The sequence below is a fragment of the Ignatzschineria indica genome (assembly GCF_003121925.1).
Lineage (GTDB): Bacteria > Pseudomonadota > Gammaproteobacteria > Cardiobacteriales > Wohlfahrtiimonadaceae > Ignatzschineria > Ignatzschineria indica.
On the sequence record NZ_QEWR01000002.1, the window covers coordinates 539,542 to 557,042 of the forward strand.

Below are 17,501 nucleotides of genomic sequence, written 5' to 3' on the forward strand. Positions count from 1 at the left end.
ATTGATGCTTATTATTTGCTAATGGCTTCCCTTTGTCACTGAAATAGTGACATAAAAATGATCTCGATAGTGATCGAACAATATTCAAACAGAGATCCTATAACGATATAGAAGGACGGTAAAAGAGAACAATAAAAAAGGATCAGCTCATATTTTAAACTGATCCTCCATTGAGTTATTAATCATAAAGCCCTTATAGCAAGGGTTAAAGTGCTTTACGATCTCGCTGATCGAGCAGCTCTTGTAATCGCTCATTCTTCTGGACACGAATATCTACCCCTTTGACGAAGTAGATAATAAATTCGCAGATATTTTGGCATCGATCCCCTATTCGCTCTAAAGAACGCGCACAATTCATCGCCTTTAAGATAGAGGGGATAGAGCGAGGATCTTCCATCATATAGGTCATCAACTGACGAATAATATTCTCATATTCACTATCGATCTTATCATCTTCGGGATAGATCGATAAGACGGCTTCAAGATCCATACGTGCAAAGGCATCTAATACCTTTTCAAAGAAATTAAGGCTCCGAATCGCTAGAGACTCTAAAGAGACGGTAATCGCATCAAGATGCTCCGGCGCCGGCGTAATATAGGCCATTTTAGCAATATTTCGAGCAGTATCGGCGATACGCTCAAGCTCGGCGATTGTCTTAATAATTACAATTAGAAGACGAAGATCACTCGCTGTTGGTTGCCGTTTTGCGATAATCATAATACAGAGCTCATTGATCTCAACCTCTAACTCATTGATCACCTCATCTCGCTCAATAATAGCATGGGCTAAGGCCTCATCACGCTGACTCATCGCTTTGATCGAATCGCGAATCTGCCGCTCAGTTAACCCACCCATCTCTAATACTTTACTCATCGAACGCTCAAGCTCAGCATTAAATTGCGCTGAGATATGGCTCGTAAAATCTAACTTCTTCATGCGTTCCCTTCTCTTCTCAATATCAATCTCGTTCTCAAAACCCGTTCTCAAATCTCGTTCTCAAAACTCAACCACTCATACTCAATCATTAACCGTAACGACCGGTAATATAATCTTCTGTCTGTTTGTGATTCGGTTTTGTGAAGATCGTATCGGTATCATCAAATTCGATCAGATCTCCTAAATACATAAACGCCGTCTTATCTGAACAGCGTGCTGCCTGCTGCATATTGTGAGTCACCATCACGATGGTGTAATCCTCTTTTAGCTCAAAGATCAACTCTTCAATCTTACCGGTTGAGATGGGGTCGAGCGCCGAACAAGGCTCATCCATTAGAAGAATCTCCGGGCGAATAGCAATTGCACGCGCGATACTCAATCGTTGCTGCTGTCCGCCAGAAAGATTGGTGCCATGTTCATGAAGCTTATCCTTAGTCTCCGACCAGAGTGCCGCTTTTGTTAAGGCCCACTCTACCCGCGCATCCATATCGGCTCTTGAGAGATTCTCAAAGAGTTTGACGCCAAAGGCGATATTGTCATAGATCGACATGGGAAAAGGAGTGGGTTTTTGAAACACCATGCCAACATTAGCACGCAGGAGAGCGACATCTTGCTTGGAGGTTAAGATATTCTCCCCATTGATCAAGATCTCCCCTTCAGCGCGCTGCTCGGGATAGAGTTCAAACATCTTATTAAAGGTTCGAAGCAGTGTTGATTTACCACAACCAGATGGGCCGATAAAAGCCGTTACCTGATTTTCGGGAATATCGAGTGTAATATCGTGAAGTGCGTGAAATTTATGGTAATAAAAGTTTAAATTTCTAACGCTAATTTTTGCCGGGCGATCCTCTTTAACAGGGGGCTTAACTGCCGCTGCGGCAAATGCATCATGAGAATCGATATTCTGTTTAGCTTCTAAATTCATTCTATCTTCCTACATCTATTAAGAGATTCACTCACCTTTAGCATGGTTAGATGCCCTATGCCCTATTTAGCGCTTATTTTCAAATCTCATAAGCTTTCTACTAAAGGTTGAGCGATTATATCGAGTATAAGTTCGCTATTATAAATTCATTATGTAACAGGAGTGTAACAATAGAGATATTCTGCTCTCTTATCACACTCCTCTAACCGTGATCGACTAATCACGATTATTAGATTTAAAGAAGATCCGCACAATAATATTGAGTGCCAAGATCGCCATTGTAATAAAGAAAACTCCTGCCCAAGCTAATGCTTGAAGATTACTATCTGGCGTCATTGCGAAGTTATAGATTGTGACCGGCAAACTTGCCATCGGCTCCATAAGATCGGTGCTCCAGAATTGATTGGAAAGTGTCGTAAAGAGGAGAGGTGCCGTCTCACCCGAGATACGTGCAACTGCCAAAAGAATTCCCGTCATAATCCCGGAGAGGGAGGATTTTAAGGTAATTCGAACAATAATCTTCCATTTAGGTGTTCCTAAAGCATAAGCCGCTTCTCGCAAAGTATGAGGTACTAGGAGCAACATATTCTCCGTTGTCCGTATCACAATCGGAATCTGGATCAATGCTAAAGCGATGATTCCGGCAATAGCAGAATAATGCCCCATCCGAACCACCACAACGGTATAGACAAAGAGCCCGATCACAATAGAGGGTGCCGAGAGGAGAATATCATTAATAAAACGAATCACCGAAGCGAGCTTGCCATTACTATTATATTCAGCCAGATAGACACCTGCTAAAATTCCAAGCGGCGTACCGATTACTGTTGCCCAGAGAATTAGAATGCCACTTCCCACAATCGCATTGAGTAATCCGCCCCCTTCACTATTAGGTGGTGGCGTCATCTCAGTGAAAAATTGTAGCGAGATTCCCCCCATTCCTTTCGTCGCTGTCGTCCATAAGATCCAAATTAACCAGAAGAGTCCAAAAGCCATCGCAACAAGCGAAAGTCCAATCGCAAATTGATTGATGACTTTTCGACGTTGCTGCTTCTTCACACGTGAAAGATGGGTCATTTGGCGCTCATGGTGTTGATCTTGCGATACCCTATTCTTTTCCATATCTCCGCTATTTCCACTATTCTCTCTGCTATTCTCTCTACTACTATTTATAACGTTCATCTTATGCACGCTCCTGCTTCATAAATATTTTTGAGATCGCTAATACGATAAAGGTAATAATAAAGAGGAGAAGCCCTAACTCCATTAACGCTGCCGTATGAAGCTCGCTCGATGCTTCGGCAAACTCATTTGCTAATGATGAGGTGATACTATTGCCGGGCGCAAAGAGGGAGAAGCTATCAAATTGATAGGTATTACCGATCACAAAGGTCACCGCCATTGTCTCTCCCAGTGCGCGTCCTAATCCAAGCATCACACCGCCAAAAACCCCTTTTTTCGTATAGGGAAGAATTACTTTCCAGATCACTTCCCAAGTAGTAGCGCCTAACCCATAAGCTGATTCTTTCATAATACGAGGTGTTCGCTCAAAGACATCGCGCATCACTGAAGCGATATAGGGAATGATCATAATGGCGAGGATAATGCCGGCTGTTAAAATACCGATACCAAAAGCGGGGCCTTTAAAGATCTCATCGAGAAAAGGAATCCCCTTACTAAAAGATTCGAGCGGCTTTTGGAAATATTTTGCAAAGAGTGGTGCAAAGACAAAGAGTCCCCACATACCATAGACAATACTGGGAATGGCCGCGAGAAGTTCCACCGCAACCCCGATCGGTCGGCGTAACCAAGGGGGGGCTAGCTCTGTTAAAAATATAGCGATCCCAAAACTGACCGGCACCGCAATCACTAATGCAATAATGGAGGTAATAATCGTGCCGTAGATCGGAACTAAGGCACCAAATTGATCCATCGGCGCATCCCACTCCTTTGTCCAGAGAAATTTGAGTCCAAACTCCTTAATACTTGGCATAGAAGCAATAATTAGGGAGAGCATAATCCCGGTTAAAAGAATCAGCACAAAGATCGCCGCAGCACGAACGCTGAAAGCAAAAAGCTGATCTGGCAGAGCCGATTGTGGTTTTTTAATACTTTTCATTCAATCTCTTCTTTCACTATCTCGATGACTCGATTATTAGATTTTTAAGCTTTTAAACTTTTAAACTTTTAAGCTTTTGAATTTTTTGGATATGGAAAACCCAACCGAAGCGTCTTCTCATCGATTGGGTATTCTATTATCGCTTAAGATGAATACTTTTTAATATTTTCACCATCTTTATCATCTATATATAGAGCATATACTGATTTTTACTCATCTATCTACTTGATGATAAGCTCATTTTTTAAAGTTGTATCAATAATTTTGACAACATTTTCAGGAAGTGGAGCATAATCTAGACCGATAACAATCTCTTGACCCTGCTTACCATAACCCCAGTTGAAGAAGTTAACGATCTCTTTTGCAACTTCTGGCTTATTCTGCTCTTTATGGAGAAGAATAAAGGTCGTTGCTGCTAAAGGCCATGCATTTTTACCTGGCTTATCTGTTAGATCTTGTACAAAAGATTCATTCCATTTCACCTCTTTTGCAGCAGCACTGAAGGAGTCGATGCCTGGGCTGACAATTTCACCATCTTTTGAGATCAACTTGGTATAGCTTAAATTATTCTGCTTTGCATAAGCATACTCAACATAGCCGATTGAACCTTCGATACGTTGGACGAATGCGGTAACACCATCATTCCCTTTACCACCTATTCCCACAGGCCAGTTCACTGTTGAACCACTTCCTACCTGATCTTTCCACGCTTCATTCACTTTTGCGAGATAACCGGTGAAGATAAAGGAGGTTCCTGAACCATCTGCACGACGGACAACAGAGATATCTTGATTAGGAAGTTTAAGATTAGGGTTTAACTTTGCAATCGCTTCATCATTCCACTTAGTGATTTTACCAAGATAGATATCCCCTAATGTCTCACCATCTAATACGAGTTCATTCGTTTTGATTCCATCAACATTGATTGCAAGAACAACACCGCCAATCACTGTTGGGAATTGGATTAAACCTTTCTCTGCTAACTGCTCTTCTGATAGAGGTGCATCCGTTGCCCCAAAATCTACTGTACCTGCATCGATCTGTTTAACGCCAGCGGAAGAACCGATCGATTGATAGTTAATTCGATTACCCGTCTCTTTCGCATACTCAGCGGCCCATTTCGCATAGACAGGTGCCGGGAAAGAAGCGCCTGCGCCTGTTACAGTAATGGGATCTTTTGCCATAGCACCTGTAGTAGTGATAGCGACACCCAATGCAACTGCTGCGGTCAATTTAGCGATACTGCTCTTTACTGTTTTCATTATAAAAACTCTCCTAAGTGTACAAAATTAAAAGTTTATGATTTAAGGAGACGGGGGTCGGTTTCATAACTACGTTCCTCCCGCGACTGAAAACAGTATACAAAGCGTATGTGACAACAATGTAACAAAGAAAAAATGTCGTAATCTCAACAATTGAAATCATCTTGCCAGCATCCTCTACCGGCACGCGATTTATGGAAACATGCAGTATCGGCAATAGGAGATTGCCAATTTGCCGGCGCGTGGTTTTTGGAAGCATACAGTGGTGATCTCCAGCAACTCATCAGCTTCTGTTGTTTAATCGATTCAATCCATAAGAGAATCTGTTGAACGGCGGGAGAGAACCATCTCGCTCTTTTCACCACTGCATGCCCGCAGGTTGGCATCAATGATGCCCATTGCCGGCGTGTAATCTTTGGAAGAACGCGATAGTGAGGACCGGCAGCGTTCAGCCTCTTTTTTCAATCAATGATTCTTAAGATGATTCGTTGAAAGGCGGGAGCTTACCATCTCGCTCTTTTAACCACTGCATACCCGCAGGTTGGCATCTTTGATGCCTGAGACAATACTATCAAGCATTAATCAGTATTAAGTGATGCTATTTCCCGACAATCGAAGATCATCTGCCGGCATGCGATTTATGGAAACATGCAGTATCGGCAATAGGAGATTGCCAATTTGCCGGCGCGTGGTTTTTGGAAGCATGCAGTGGTGATCTCCGGCAACTCATCAGCTTCTGTTGTTTAATCGATTCAATCCATAAGAGAATCTGTTGAGCCGCGGGAGCTTACCATCTCGCTCTTTTTCCCACTGCATGCCCGCAGGTTGGCATCAATGATGCCCATTGCCGGCGTGTAATTTTTGGAAGAACGCGACAATGAGGACCGGCAGCGTTCAGCCTCTTTTCTACCTTTTTTCTACCTTTTTTCTAATATAATCATTAGTAATAATCGACAAAAAAGGAGATGGATCGCATCTCCTTTCTCAATTTAAACGTCAATTAATCAAGAGTTAATCAAGAATTAATCAAACTTAATAGTTGATCTCAATATTATCTAAAAGCCTTGTTTTACCACATTTTGCAGCCACTAAGACCACAAGATGTTGATCTTTCTGAGTGGCTAACTGTAGCGTCTTTTGCTCTCGAATCGAGAGATAATCCACAACAAAACCTTCTCGCTCTAAAATAGTACGCGCTTCATTCTCATAGGCATGATAATTTTCAGGACGCGATGCAAGATCAAGCGCGAGTAGATTCTCCCTCAAGACCTTTAAGACTTCAGAAATTTTTGTCGCTTGCTGACGCTCTTCATCACTTAAATAGCCATTACGACTTGAGAGCGCTAAACCACTCTCTTCTCGCTCAATATCGACCGGAATAATCTTAATATCAAAATTGAGTGCCGCCACAAGCGCTTCGATCACTTTAAGCTGTTGGTAATCTTTCTTACCAAAACAAGCATAAGTGGGAGTAACAATATTGAAAAACTTTGTCACTACCGTTGCAACTCCTTCAAAGTGGCCCGGACGATCACGCCCACAAAGCTCACCGATAAGCGATTTTGGAGGTACCACTAAAAAAGGCGCATCTTCTCCATAGAGAATCTCTTCTGTTGGAAGAAAAAGCGCCGAAACGCCGGCAGCTTCCAACTTTTCCATATCCGCTTCTATTGTTCGCGGATAACTATCGAGATCCTCCCCCTCACCAAATTGCAGTGGATTGACAAAGATCGAAACAATCACATTCTCACAATGACGCTTCGCTTCTGCCACTAAGGAGAGGTGCCCCGCATGGAGGTTTCCCATTGTAGGAACAAACGCAACTTCATGATGTGCTTTTCGCCATTGACGCACTTCTGCTACACTTTTTAATACTTTCACTATCTATCTCCCCAATTTATTGAAGACTTTTATCATAATAAAAAATTCAAACCGTTAGAAAAGATGCTCTTTTCCCGGGAATACTCCCATTTTTACCTCAGTTACATAATTCTTAAAAGCACCCTCAATCGATGGATCACCCTTCTCGGCACTACTCGCTAAGAAATTCTTGACAAAACGAGGCACAACATCTCCTCTGACACCGAGCATATCGTGCATCACTAAGACCTGCCCATCCGTTAAAGCACCGGCACCAATACCGATCACAGGAATATCGAGCGCAATAGAGAGTGCTTCTCCCACCTCTTCAGGAACACACTCGACAACCATCAATTGTGCCCCGGCACTTTGATGCGCTCTGGCATCTTCAATCAATTGCGCTGCCACTTGTAGATCCCGTCCTTGAACGCGATATCCTCCGATAAGATGAACCGATTGTGGCAAGAGCCCAACATGACCGCAGACCGGAATACCTCTTGCTGTTAAGAAGGCCGTTATCTTTGCCATGCCGGCACCCCCTTCGAGCTTAACCATCTCTGCACCTGCCTTCATCAATGCTGAAGCTGCACGAAATGCCTCTTCACAACTGCCTTCATACGATCCAAAAGGGAGATCAACCACAATAAATGCATCAGGATGGCTCCGCACAATATTTTCCGTATGGTAGATCATCTCTTCCAATGTAACCGGTAGTGTCGAACCATGTCCCTGCACTACCATTCCTAATGAATCTCCTACTAAAATGGCATCAATACCAGCCTTTTTCATCTCTTTTGCAAAACCTGCTTCATAACAGGTTAACATTGCTATCTTTTCTGATGCAGCTTTCATCTGCAGCAGATCGGTAATTCTTCTCTTCGCCATTACTTATCGCTCCTCTCTTTTGATTGTCTAAGCGTTCATCAATTAACTCAGATACAAACTTATCGTATCAACCTCGATATAGATCTATATCTAGATCAAGGTCGTCCAAATAGATATATATATAGATATATACAATGGATCTATAAAACCTCTATAAGAGTAATATTTTTAGCTTGCTTTATCTGCTCAATAACAGCACATAAACATGATATGATACTCCTATTTGTTAGCGATTTTAATGAAGATCGCTAGACTCTTATAAAAGAGCCATCAAATATCTATTAATAGCTCTTATCCTTATATATCCATCAACAGTTGTAATAGGCAGATCAGATCGCTATGAAACGTTACCAATTTTTAACCTCTATCCATCCCATTATCGACCGCTATATTGAGCGTTTTATAATACCGGAAAGTACGGTCATTGATGCAACATTAGGTAATGGACAAGATACTCTCAAGATTGCGCAACGGTTAGGACCGAAAGGTCGCCTCTATAGCTTTGATATCCAGAAAAAAGCGATCGAGCGAAGCCAACAACTGCTCGAGGAGGCAGATATTAAGCTTCCCAAAATAGAGTTAATTCACGATAGCCATATCCATTTTGATCGCTATCTTGCACCTGAAGAGCGCGTCGATTTTATTATCTACAATCTCGGCTATCTTCCTCGGGGCGATAAATCGATCACAACGGTAGCAGAATCAACCCTTCAAAGTGTTAAAGCTGGACTTTTACGACTCAAGCCTTATGGCATAATGGTGATTGCTGTCTATCATGGTCATGAGGCAGGAAAAGAGGAGCGAGATCAATTAGCGCAATATCTCTCAACTTTGGATCAACGACAATATCATGTCTTTTGCCAGCAATTTATCAATCAGAAAAATAATCCTCCCTTTCTCTATCTAATAGAGAGAGCCTACAACTCTGCTGACTCAATGGAATAATTGAAGATTCTATGAATGATCGCACCCTCTTTATCATCGCCCTACTCATCGCCTTATTTTTACATGCCGGCATTGGCTATCTGATGCTCCATGATGAGCAAAATCGTATTGAACTCTATCAGCAGGAGGATCTAGTAGCGGTAACACTTATTCCGACTAATGAGCTAGAACCTTTAACAGATCAAACAATAGAGAGCGAGATCGATCAGAAAACTGATGAGGAGATTGAGGAAAAGGTCGAGGAGGAAGCAACAGCACCGGAAGTAGCAGAATTAGAGGCTTCTACAGAAGAAGAGAGAGAAAATGCTCCCGGAAATGAATCTTTAGAAGAGGATGCTGAGAAAAGAGAGGAAGCAGAGAACGAAGATACAAAAGATGTAGAAGAGGAATCAGATGAAGCGCTTCCTTACCAACGTAATATTTCTGAGGATGGCGAATATCTGCAAGATAATATTCTTCCTCCAAGAGAGGCGGGAGATTATCGCCGAATCATCACAACAGAAGAGAATCCTTACCAAAAGTTAGTAGATGATGCGATTGCACTCTTAGAAGAGACACCATTTCTCGATAAAAACTGGGAAGAGAGTGAAGATGATAGCGATCAACCGAACTACTATTCACCTCAATTTATCGATCTTCTTAAACAATATAACCCACAAAACTTCAAGGAGAACGACGTAGCAGTAGATGATGCCGTTAATGACTCACTCGATGAAATAGAAGATGAGATGCTTGATGAGAGCAATGATGAAGTTGTAGAGATTGATGAAGTTCTTGAAGAGATGCAAAAAGCAGAATCGACACCCCTTATCGTCCACTACCTCGATTCTCCCGATAGTGAACCGATACCGATCGAAGAGGAGAAGCAGACAGAAGAAGAGAAGATAGAAAAAGCTGAAGTGAGAGCTTATCGCAATATCTATAATGCTGCTGAGAGCCACATTCGTAGATTGGAGTACAATGTCTCTCTTAAATCGACCCAATGTTATGATCGTTATATCAAAGGGCAAAATCGCCAATATCGTGTTGCGCTTATTATCTATGAAAATCCTCTACGTACAGGCATCTATAAGAGTAGCGGCAATGATCAGCTCGATCGCTGTATTGTGGAGATGACTAATCAATTTATTCAGATCCCGGCAGAGATGGAGCGCATTCGTAAACATGCACCAAGAAGAGGCGATGCCTATCTACTCAATGCAAGTTTCTAGCGGAACGTTAGCATGGATTTTCGACAAAAAACAAAAGCATTCAGAGTATCTGATAAGCAATAATCAGATACTCAGATAATCAGATAATCAAAAATTAAATAATTAAAGATTGACCATAAAAAAAACCAACGGCTTACTATCTTAACGATAGAGAAACCGTTGGGTTTACCATTTTTAGCGAACTCAATAGAACTGCATTATTCTACTAATATCTATCACTCTCAACTAACCTCAACTAACTCCAATTAATTGAGTCAATTAATTGAGATGAATAGATGAGGTTATAGCAGATAGAATAGAACTATACCGATAATTATGAGAAACGCTTAATGCTGTATGGCGTTGGATCGATAATCGGTGTTCTACCCATAATAAGATCAGCCGTAAGTTCACCTGCTGCAGGGCTCTCACTCATACCCCAACCTGTTGCCGTATTGATCACAAGACCTGGATACTTTTCAACTTCAGAGATAATGGGTGATCCATCTGCGGTCGGTGCAATACATGCGCCCCAACGCTCGATCACTTTAGAATCTGCAAATTGTGGGAACTCTGCCTTCATACGATCAAATACACCATCAAGATGTTCGTTGTTAGGTGTTGCAGTAGCGACACGATACTCTTCAAATGGAGTCACTTCATCCATGCTCCATGATGTTTTCATGGTAAATGAGTTGTAGAGATCGCTTCCTAATTTAAACTCTAATGGTAGATCTTCTCCACCTAAAAGGTGCATAAACTTAGGCCCTAAAAGGAAGCTATCTTTTGTAATAGAGCTTGTAAAGATACGAGGTGCAACCGCATAAGTCCCATCCGACTGCTCACGGAAATGGATACCATTTGGAAGATGAACGTTTCCTCTTGGTGCGCCTTCTGCTCCTTCGACAACCTGCTGTGAGAGATAGACATTGAGCGTAGGAAGATCAACACCCATATTACCCATAAAGAGACGCGCCCAGAAACCATTTGCTAATACAACAAGATTGGTCTTAATTGCCCCTTTCTCCGTCACAACTTCCGCAATTTTACCACCTTCAGTCTCAATACCGCGCGCTGCACAGTTGGTAAAGATCTTCACGCCGATACGTTTCGCATATTCTGCTAAAACTGTCGTACCACGTTCTGGATCAACACTTCCGGCATCTTCTTCAAAACCTGCAATTTCCCAAGCTGTTTGTGCATTAGGAAGACGATCTGCTAACTCTTTACCTTGAATGATACGGGTCTTTAAAGGTGTATCAAATCCTGGATTTTGTGAATTAACGGCAATCCACTCTTGAACGGTCGCTAACTCTTCAGGTGTGATAATGGCTTCTACACGACCTTGAGTACGGTAAGAGGTATCAGCACCGACACGCTCATTCATCTCACGCCATAACTTTTTACCATAGTGATGAAGTGGGAAGATCTCTGGTGCTGTTTTATAACTGATAATTTGGCTATAAGCACGTCCTGATTGTTCCCCTGCAACTTCACCCTTCTCAACAATTGTCACGCTCATACCACGCTCACGCATGTTGATCGCACTCATAATTCCTTGAATACCCGCACCGATGATCACCACATCCGACTCTTTCGGTAAAGGACCTTCAGTTCCCGCAACATATGGTGCGCGAGAAGTTGTTGAAATTAAGGTACCTTCTCTACGAATCATTGGGGTTACAGCTGCACCCGCCCCTAAAACGCCGACAGCACCAGCACCTAGAAGAAATTTTCTACGTGAAATACTCATATAAAAACTCCACTTCAAATAATTATGTTAAAACGCCTAAAAGTTTAATAAGCGCGTATCTTATCATGAGAAAATTTTATTGATCATGATCAATTTTTAGCAACTATTCTAAAGTGATAATTTTTTTCAATGAAGCGAGATCTATTTTTAGCTCCCCAAAAATATTTCACAAAAAAACAGAATATTTTTTATAAGATTAGACATTTCACAAAAAATAGTTCTAAAAAGATCGCTATTATCAAGCAACTAAAGAGTTAATCTGAATGTTATCTTTTTAAAAAAAGAGACATTTAAGAGTGACTATCATTTTAATTAAGTACTATTACCTACTGAAATCCTTAAAAAAGAACCCCCTTTTTTTCTTAAAGATAAAAGGGGGGATTGATCAACAAATATTCACACTTAGTTAAAAAATGACTCATTTTAAACTTAATTTATCGCGATCATTTAAGAAAGAAAATGAATCTCTAACCTTCAGGCCAGATAAACCAGCCGGCAATTTCAGGATCAGTTTCAATAAAGTGGCGCATCTTATCCGATTTAAATGCCGCTTTTAGATCATCAATCCAAGGTGCATTTTGATCCTCCTTCCTCACTGTAACCATCAGTTCAAGATCAGGAAGAAAGGTCTCATGAGCTAATGCATATTCAGGCCCTATTCCCCCTAATAATGCAACACCACCCGGCATCACACCATAATCGATCTCCTCAAGAAGACGAGGAATTAAGGCAGAATCCACCTCTGTAAATTGTAAGTTTTTACTATTTTTGGTGATATCTCTAGCCGTCACAATCGCCAAATCAACTTGAGGATCTAACTCAATCCAACCGATCTTCTGCAATAAGGCATAAGAGCGTGCCGCATTCGAGGGATCATTCGGCACTAAAATAGAAGCGCCCTCTTCTACCGTATCTAACGATTTCTGCCGAGTAGAATAGATAAATGCAGGGATTGAAGGCGTATGCACAACAGAGACAAGATCTGCCCCTGTTTCTCGATTATAGACATCGAGATAAGCCTGATGTTGAGCGGTATGGAAATCGATTCCCCCTTCAACTAAAGCGCTATTTGCATCCCGTAATGCACCAAAATTACGAAAAACAATCTCATATCCTTTCGCTTCTAACTCCGGTTTTACAACCTTTTCCACTAAAATATTGTGCGCACTCGGCGGCATTCCAACTCGCAATACCTTATCTGCATCTGATGAATCACCACAGGCGGCTAGAATACCCCCTAAAAGAAAGAGTCCAGCTATTTTTACGCTCTTTTCCAATTTTTGGCGAAAAGAGTTTTTCCCTCTCCTTGATTCAAAGGGATGATTAGCGCTCTTTCCCCTCATATTGCCGGCAGCCACTATCACCGTGCCACTTGTTATACTCTCTCGCTCCATTCTGCTCTCCTTTCTCTGCACCACTAAAATTTTGCATAACTAATAAAAGATCATATGTAAAACTAAACATATAAGATTTATATACAAAATAAAAGTATCATGCTTTTTACCAAAAGAGAAGCGGATAAAGAAAAAGCAATCTAAAACTTTTAGATTGCTCTATCACTCTATTGCCTTCTTACCTTCTTGCTCTATTTGCTTATCAATTGCTTAACAATTGATTTTAGGATCTGCATAACCTAATCGGAACTCTTCTTAGAGCGATAGTAGGTAATACGACTATATTGAGGACGTTTAGGCGCATGATCACCACCGGAGTTATAGATCTTAATGCCATGACGGACAAAAATCGGTAGAAGCGGACGATGTGCATGCCCACATAGTAGTAGCTGACATCTAAATTGAGGGAGCTCTCGCGCTAATCGTTTACTTCCAACATCTTTACCTTTCTTTCGATGAAATGCTGTCGGCGTTCCTTTAGGCGGATAGTGATGCAAAACGATATCACAATCATAATATGGGCTAAAATCACGGCAATCTTCAGGGATTGAGGCTATTTTTAGCCCTAAAATAGCGTGAATATCACCATCTCCATAAGGTAGATCTCTCATCCAATCGATCGATTCTTTAACATAATCATGATTACCACTGCAGATAATAACTGGCGTTTTTCGCTCTGCCAGCCATCGTTTAAGATATCGAATCTGTTTTTTACCAGAATCATTAGCACGTTCATCGAGAAGATCCCCTGTTAAGCAGATTAGATCAAATTGATCCTCTACTTTAGCAATCCATCGATAGAGCTTCTTCTGATAGTGCAGATCAGTCACATGTAATATCTCTAACTTTTTTCCCATGCATTATTTTCCATCTATTATCTATTATCTATTGCTGGTCGCCCACACTATTTTGGGTATAGATAATATTATCTAACTGATATCCCATCTCCTTTGCACTATTGAGATAATCCTTAATAACCTCTGCCGACAAAGTAGGTGTACGCGAGAGGAGCCAGAGATATTTTCGATCAGGATCTCCCACTAAAGAGATCTGATAATCGGGATCAATTCTTAGTACCCAATAATCCCCTTTTGTAAAAGGAACCCAGCGAAGATAACGAGGAAGAAATGAGACTTTCAATTCGCTGCCACTGCTATTTTCTAAGGTCGCAAAACCGGTAGCAACATCCATCTTGCCATCAGCAACCCGGCAACGATTCACAACAGCAATCCCCTCCCCTTCACGATGATATTTAGCCGCAATATCGCCCACACACTTCTCTTGAAAAAAGTTAGGTAGACGCGCAATCTCATACCACTGCCCAAGATAACGCTGACTATCAAAGTCAGTGACTGCTTTCACATCACTTGCAGATGCCATCTGCCCCAAAGTGACAAATCCCCCCAATACAAGACTCAATAATAATTTTCTCATGTTAGCCCTCTTCTCTCTTTAATTAGATCACGTTTTCTATATGGCCAGATTAAAGTATCTTACCTTGTTGCCAGAAATAATGACAAAAATAACTAATGGTATAAACAATAAGAGTTGGAGGGATAAATGAGAAGCAAAGAATACTGATATATAGCTCACACTTCCAGCTATTGACGATCTAAAAAAGAGCTTAGATTTGGACAATAAAAAAGCCCACTAAAAAGTGGGCTTTCGTGTTGATGGATATGATCTAACGTTATAAATCAGAACAGTAGCTGTTTATCCTCATAACAATGCCTTGGGAATGATTTTAAGAGCAAAGTTTAAATTTTATTTTTCTTTTTTAGAAAATTTACCAAAGTAACTAGATACGATAGGAGCTACACCAAAGCCGAGAATTCCATAAGATAAAACATCCCATCCCATATACATTCCAAACAAAGCTGCTATTACTAAAATTATAGATGTAAAAAATCCATATTTTTGAGCATTAAGATCAAACTTTGTTCCTCTATCTACAATAATAGACTCCATATCTCTACGATGTTTTCCCTGCCGCTCAAATTCCTTAAAAACAGTTTCAGTAGCATCAGGATAGAGCTCGTTAAATCTTTCCAGATGATCAAGGTGTGGAAATGGACTATCGTAACTTTCCTGTTTATGTTGAACAGCTATCTGAGTAATAACCTTTGCAGCTTCAGGATTTTCATATATGACTTTCAGCGCAGCATCATCTAAAATACCTTGCTTTTGAAGCTTTTGTATTAAATCATTCGCCTGAGAGTCCTTATTATTTTCAGCTGCCTGATGATTTTCTTTTCTCATGCTAAATCTATAGTAATACTACAGTTTATTTATCAAAAACGTATCGCTCTATATTTTTATCAGATATATATTTTTGTGTGACTCTTTCAAAATCTTTAGATATTTCTAAAATATCCTCAGTAGAAGCTTCTTTAAAGGATTTCTGAGTAATTTTTTTATAGTCATAATAGCTAGAGCCTTGTATAAATATACTTGCTACAGATCGTAAAAATCCTTTTTTTTCATATAGCATACTTATTTCCTCCGGCAAATATTAATAATATTCTCCAATCAATGAAGAAATTTGATTATTTAATCTATTGTAGTATAGCTCTATGAAAATAGCGAAAACCTTCAAATAATCAAATTTAGAAAATGTCCCTTTTAGAATTACTGACCAAGTTTACATGGTTTGTTACCCATCCAAACATAATAATATTACCACCAATCACCTTAATTCTACCACTTACCATCCGTCACATATAACCCTTATCAATGATTTCGGTCTTAAGTTATAATGAAGAAAGAGCTCACGAATCATTAGGTAATATCCTTCCCAATCAATTTAGAACAGAATATTTATTAATTTTATGTCTAACTTAACCGTATTCCCGTCAAAATTCCCGTCAAACACAATTTTAGACAATAAAAAAACCCACTAAAAAGTGGGCTTTTTGTGTTGGTGGACATGAGTGGAGTTGAACCACTGACCCCAGCATTATGAGTGCTGTGCTCTAACCAACTGAGCTACATGTCCTAATTTTTTGTGGCCTTAAAATTGCACTCTAAAACCACTGGTTTGGTGGACATAGGTAGATTCGAACTACCGACCCCAGCATTATGAGTGCTGTGCTCTAACCAACTGAGCTATATGTCCTGAACTAGAAAGGAATTCTATATAGTATCACGATATCTGTCAACACTATCTTTATAATTGCTCACTAATTAAACGAGATCCTCTCTTTTCACCATTATTCTATCCTCTTTACGCCTCTCCTGCTTTATTGCTAGCAACGCTCTTTGTAACTGTACTATCAAATTCCTTTCTTAAATCCTTCCTTAATCCTTCCTTAAATTTAATAAAAATCACTTTTTCAAGTCCGATTTTATCTTTTTTGAGATTAATCAGATAATCTTATGGTAGAATAATCTCTCTTAAGCTAGTTTAAATCAAGGTTTGCGCAGAAAAGTAGAAAATTAATAACGATGAAGTGCGCATTTACAATATCAAAATATTTTTTTGGCTATATCACAATGCCATTGATTACCCTTTCGGTTTTAACCCTAATGGGGCTCTCCCTTATTCACTCTGAAAATCATTGGGTTGCTTATCTTGGCGTTCTCTACTTTACGCTTCTTCTGCTAATTCCTATTATTAGTATCGGTCGCTGGCTCTATCTCTCCGCATCAGAAGCTTTTATGATTACAACCGCTTGGGCCGGATTTCTGCTCTATATTGCGCTCTTTCGCCATGTTAATCCGCTCTATCCAAGTATTATGGCGCTTATCCCTATCATTCCTACATTTAAGGCGATTGGCGATCTTGTTTTACGAGTAGGAAGAAAAATTATCTCACTCAATATCTTTCGCCGAGAATATGAGAAGGATCGACGCACTGCGAGCTATACCTTAGAGGAGATCGATCAGATGGATGGGGAGAAATTTGAGCATTATGTTGCAAACCTTCTCCATCTCTATCAATTTAAAAAGATCCGCGTCTCCCCTTATAGTAATGATAAAGGACTCGATGTCTATGCTGAACATGAGAAACTCAAATATGGTTTTCAATGCAAAAGATGGGCCCGAAATGTCCCGCTCTCAGCGATTCAGGAGATCTATACAGCAAAAGATCTCTATGAACTTGATCGTATTATTGTGATTACCAATAGTGGCTTTACTAAAGCGGCTATTGAGGCGGCGATTAAGCTTGATGTGATCTTAATCGATCGAAAGCGTCTAGGTGAGATGATTCGCTATCTACAACCATAAAGGT

At 40.5% G+C, this 17,501-nt stretch carries 17 protein-coding genes and 2 tRNA genes; 3 read left to right on the plus strand and 16 right to left on the minus strand.

Translation table 11 applies throughout. From position 1 onward, the window contains the following. Window positions 1-205: 205 nt before the first annotated feature. The 8 genes from phoU to panB all read right to left on the minus strand — a co-directional run bounded on the left by phoU (window position 206) and on the right by panB (window position 7,988). Complete coding sequence (gene phoU / locus DC082_RS02420) at window positions 206-937, minus strand: phosphate signaling complex protein PhoU (protein WP_109235599.1); 732 nt, start codon at window positions 935-937, stop codon at window positions 206-208. A gap of 88 nt (window positions 938-1,025) precedes the next feature. Continuing rightward, on the minus strand, window positions 1,026-1,862 hold the full coding sequence (gene pstB, locus DC082_RS02425) for a phosphate ABC transporter ATP-binding protein PstB (protein WP_109235600.1): 837 nt from the start codon (window positions 1,860-1,862) through the stop codon (window positions 1,026-1,028). Window positions 1,863-2,078: 216 nt separating this feature from the next. Next, a complete protein-coding gene (gene pstA, locus DC082_RS02430) occupies window positions 2,079-2,984 on the minus strand; it encodes a phosphate ABC transporter permease PstA (RefSeq protein WP_268245776.1) in 906 nt (301 codons plus the stop codon). Window positions 2,985-3,045: 61 nt separating this feature from the next. After that, window positions 3,046-3,981, minus strand: coding sequence for a phosphate ABC transporter permease PstC (gene pstC / locus DC082_RS02435; protein WP_094567254.1), 936 nt, complete (start codon window positions 3,979-3,981; stop codon window positions 3,046-3,048). Window positions 3,982-4,202: 221 nt separating this feature from the next. After that, window positions 4,203-5,243, minus strand: a complete 1,041-nt coding sequence (gene pstS / locus DC082_RS02440; RefSeq protein WP_109235601.1) for a phosphate ABC transporter substrate-binding protein PstS — start codon at window positions 5,241-5,243, stop codon at window positions 4,203-4,205. 146 nt (window positions 5,244-5,389) lie between these two features. Next, complete coding sequence (locus DC082_RS10635) at window positions 5,390-5,605, minus strand: hypothetical protein (RefSeq protein ID WP_133243675.1); 216 nt, start codon at window positions 5,603-5,605, stop codon at window positions 5,390-5,392. Between the two features lie 670 nt (window positions 5,606-6,275). After that, window positions 6,276-7,124 carry a pantoate--beta-alanine ligase gene (gene panC, locus DC082_RS02445; RefSeq protein WP_109235602.1) on the minus strand — a complete coding sequence of 283 codons (849 nt, stop codon included), beginning with the start codon at window positions 7,122-7,124 and terminating at the stop codon, window positions 6,276-6,278. A gap of 54 nt (window positions 7,125-7,178) precedes the next feature. Continuing rightward, on the minus strand, window positions 7,179-7,988 hold the full coding sequence (gene panB / locus DC082_RS02450; RefSeq protein WP_109235603.1) for a 3-methyl-2-oxobutanoate hydroxymethyltransferase: 810 nt from the start codon (window positions 7,986-7,988) through the stop codon (window positions 7,179-7,181). A 339-nt stretch (window positions 7,989-8,327) separates the two neighbouring features. Between panB and mnmM the strand changes: the two genes are divergently transcribed. After that, window positions 8,328-8,933, plus strand: coding sequence for a tRNA 5-(aminomethyl)-2-thiouridylate-methyltransferase MnmM (gene mnmM, locus DC082_RS02455; protein WP_109235604.1), 606 nt, complete (start codon window positions 8,328-8,330; stop codon window positions 8,931-8,933). Between the two features lie 11 nt (window positions 8,934-8,944). Continuing rightward, a complete protein-coding gene (locus DC082_RS02460; protein WP_109235605.1) occupies window positions 8,945-10,144 on the plus strand; it encodes a hypothetical protein in 1,200 nt (399 codons plus the stop codon). Window positions 10,145-10,457: 313 nt separating this feature from the next. Here the strand turns inward: DC082_RS02460 and DC082_RS02465 are convergent, their stop codons facing one another. From DC082_RS02465 to DC082_RS02500, 8 genes are all read right to left on the minus strand, one after another. Next, complete coding sequence (locus tag DC082_RS02465) at window positions 10,458-11,876, minus strand: FAD-dependent oxidoreductase (protein ID WP_109235606.1); 1,419 nt, start codon at window positions 11,874-11,876, stop codon at window positions 10,458-10,460. A gap of 467 nt (window positions 11,877-12,343) precedes the next feature. Beyond that, window positions 12,344-13,270, minus strand: coding sequence for a MetQ/NlpA family ABC transporter substrate-binding protein (locus DC082_RS02470; RefSeq protein WP_109235607.1), 927 nt, complete (start codon window positions 13,268-13,270; stop codon window positions 12,344-12,346). 239 nt (window positions 13,271-13,509) lie between these two features. After that, window positions 13,510-14,127, minus strand: coding sequence for a metallophosphoesterase family protein (locus tag DC082_RS02475; RefSeq protein ID WP_109235608.1), 618 nt, complete (start codon window positions 14,125-14,127; stop codon window positions 13,510-13,512). Window positions 14,128-14,155: 28 nt separating this feature from the next. Beyond that, window positions 14,156-14,704 carry a lipocalin family protein gene (locus DC082_RS02480; protein WP_109235609.1) on the minus strand — a complete coding sequence of 183 codons (549 nt, stop codon included), beginning with the start codon at window positions 14,702-14,704 and terminating at the stop codon, window positions 14,156-14,158. A 330-nt stretch (window positions 14,705-15,034) separates the two neighbouring features. Continuing rightward, window positions 15,035-15,529, minus strand: a complete 495-nt coding sequence (locus DC082_RS02485; RefSeq protein ID WP_109235610.1) for a DUF2335 domain-containing protein — start codon at window positions 15,527-15,529, stop codon at window positions 15,035-15,037. 25 nt (window positions 15,530-15,554) lie between these two features. Continuing rightward, the gene (locus tag DC082_RS02490; protein ID WP_109235611.1) at window positions 15,555-15,761 is read right to left on the minus strand and encodes a hypothetical protein; all 207 of its coding nucleotides are present in this window, start codon (window positions 15,759-15,761) and stop codon (window positions 15,555-15,557) included. A gap of 427 nt (window positions 15,762-16,188) precedes the next feature. Beyond that, window positions 16,189-16,265 (minus strand) — tRNA-Met (locus DC082_RS02495). Between the two features lie 43 nt (window positions 16,266-16,308). Further along, window positions 16,309-16,385, minus strand: a tRNA-Met gene (locus DC082_RS02500). Window positions 16,386-16,714: 329 nt separating this feature from the next. Here DC082_RS02500 and DC082_RS02505 point away from each other — a divergent pair. After that, window positions 16,715-17,497 (plus strand): restriction endonuclease, encoded by a 783-nt coding sequence (locus DC082_RS02505; protein WP_109235612.1) that lies wholly within the window; start codon window positions 16,715-16,717, stop codon window positions 17,495-17,497. The last annotated feature ends 4 nt before the right edge of the window (window positions 17,498-17,501 follow it).

Coding starts and splice junctions, on each gene's coding strand:
- DC082_RS02465 (WP_109235606.1), bottom strand. CDS start 11,876: ATGAGTATTTCACGTAGAAAATTTCTTCTAGGTGCTGGTGCTGTCGGC.
- mnmM (WP_109235604.1), top strand. CDS start 8,328: ATGAAACGTTACCAATTTTTAACCTCTATCCATCCCATTATCGACCGC.
- pstC (WP_094567254.1), bottom strand. CDS start 3,981: ATGAAAAGTATTAAAAAACCACAATCGGCTCTGCCAGATCAGCTTTTT.
- DC082_RS02475 (WP_109235608.1), bottom strand. CDS start 14,127: ATGGGAAAAAAGTTAGAGATATTACATGTGACTGATCTGCACTATCAG.
- DC082_RS02485 (WP_109235610.1), bottom strand. CDS start 15,529: ATGAGAAAAGAAAATCATCAGGCAGCTGAAAATAATAAGGACTCTCAG.
- pstS (WP_109235601.1), bottom strand. CDS start 5,243: ATGAAAACAGTAAAGAGCAGTATCGCTAAATTGACCGCAGCAGTTGCA.
- phoU (WP_109235599.1), bottom strand. CDS start 937: ATGAAGAAGTTAGATTTTACGAGCCATATCTCAGCGCAATTTAATGCT.
- panB (WP_109235603.1), bottom strand. CDS start 7,988: ATGGCGAAGAGAAGAATTACCGATCTGCTGCAGATGAAAGCTGCATCA.
- pstB (WP_109235600.1), bottom strand. CDS start 1,862: ATGAATTTAGAAGCTAAACAGAATATCGATTCTCATGATGCATTTGCC.
- DC082_RS02460 (WP_109235605.1), top strand. CDS start 8,945: ATGAATGATCGCACCCTCTTTATCATCGCCCTACTCATCGCCTTATTT.
- DC082_RS02505 (WP_109235612.1), top strand. CDS start 16,715: ATGAAGTGCGCATTTACAATATCAAAATATTTTTTTGGCTATATCACA.
- pstA (WP_268245776.1), bottom strand. CDS start 2,984: ATGGAAAAGAATAGGGTATCGCAAGATCAACACCATGAGCGCCAAATG.
- DC082_RS02470 (WP_109235607.1), bottom strand. CDS start 13,270: ATGGAGCGAGAGAGTATAACAAGTGGCACGGTGATAGTGGCTGCCGGC.
- DC082_RS02480 (WP_109235609.1), bottom strand. CDS start 14,704: ATGAGAAAATTATTATTGAGTCTTGTATTGGGGGGATTTGTCACTTTG.
- DC082_RS02490 (WP_109235611.1), bottom strand. CDS start 15,761: ATGCTATATGAAAAAAAAGGATTTTTACGATCTGTAGCAAGTATATTT.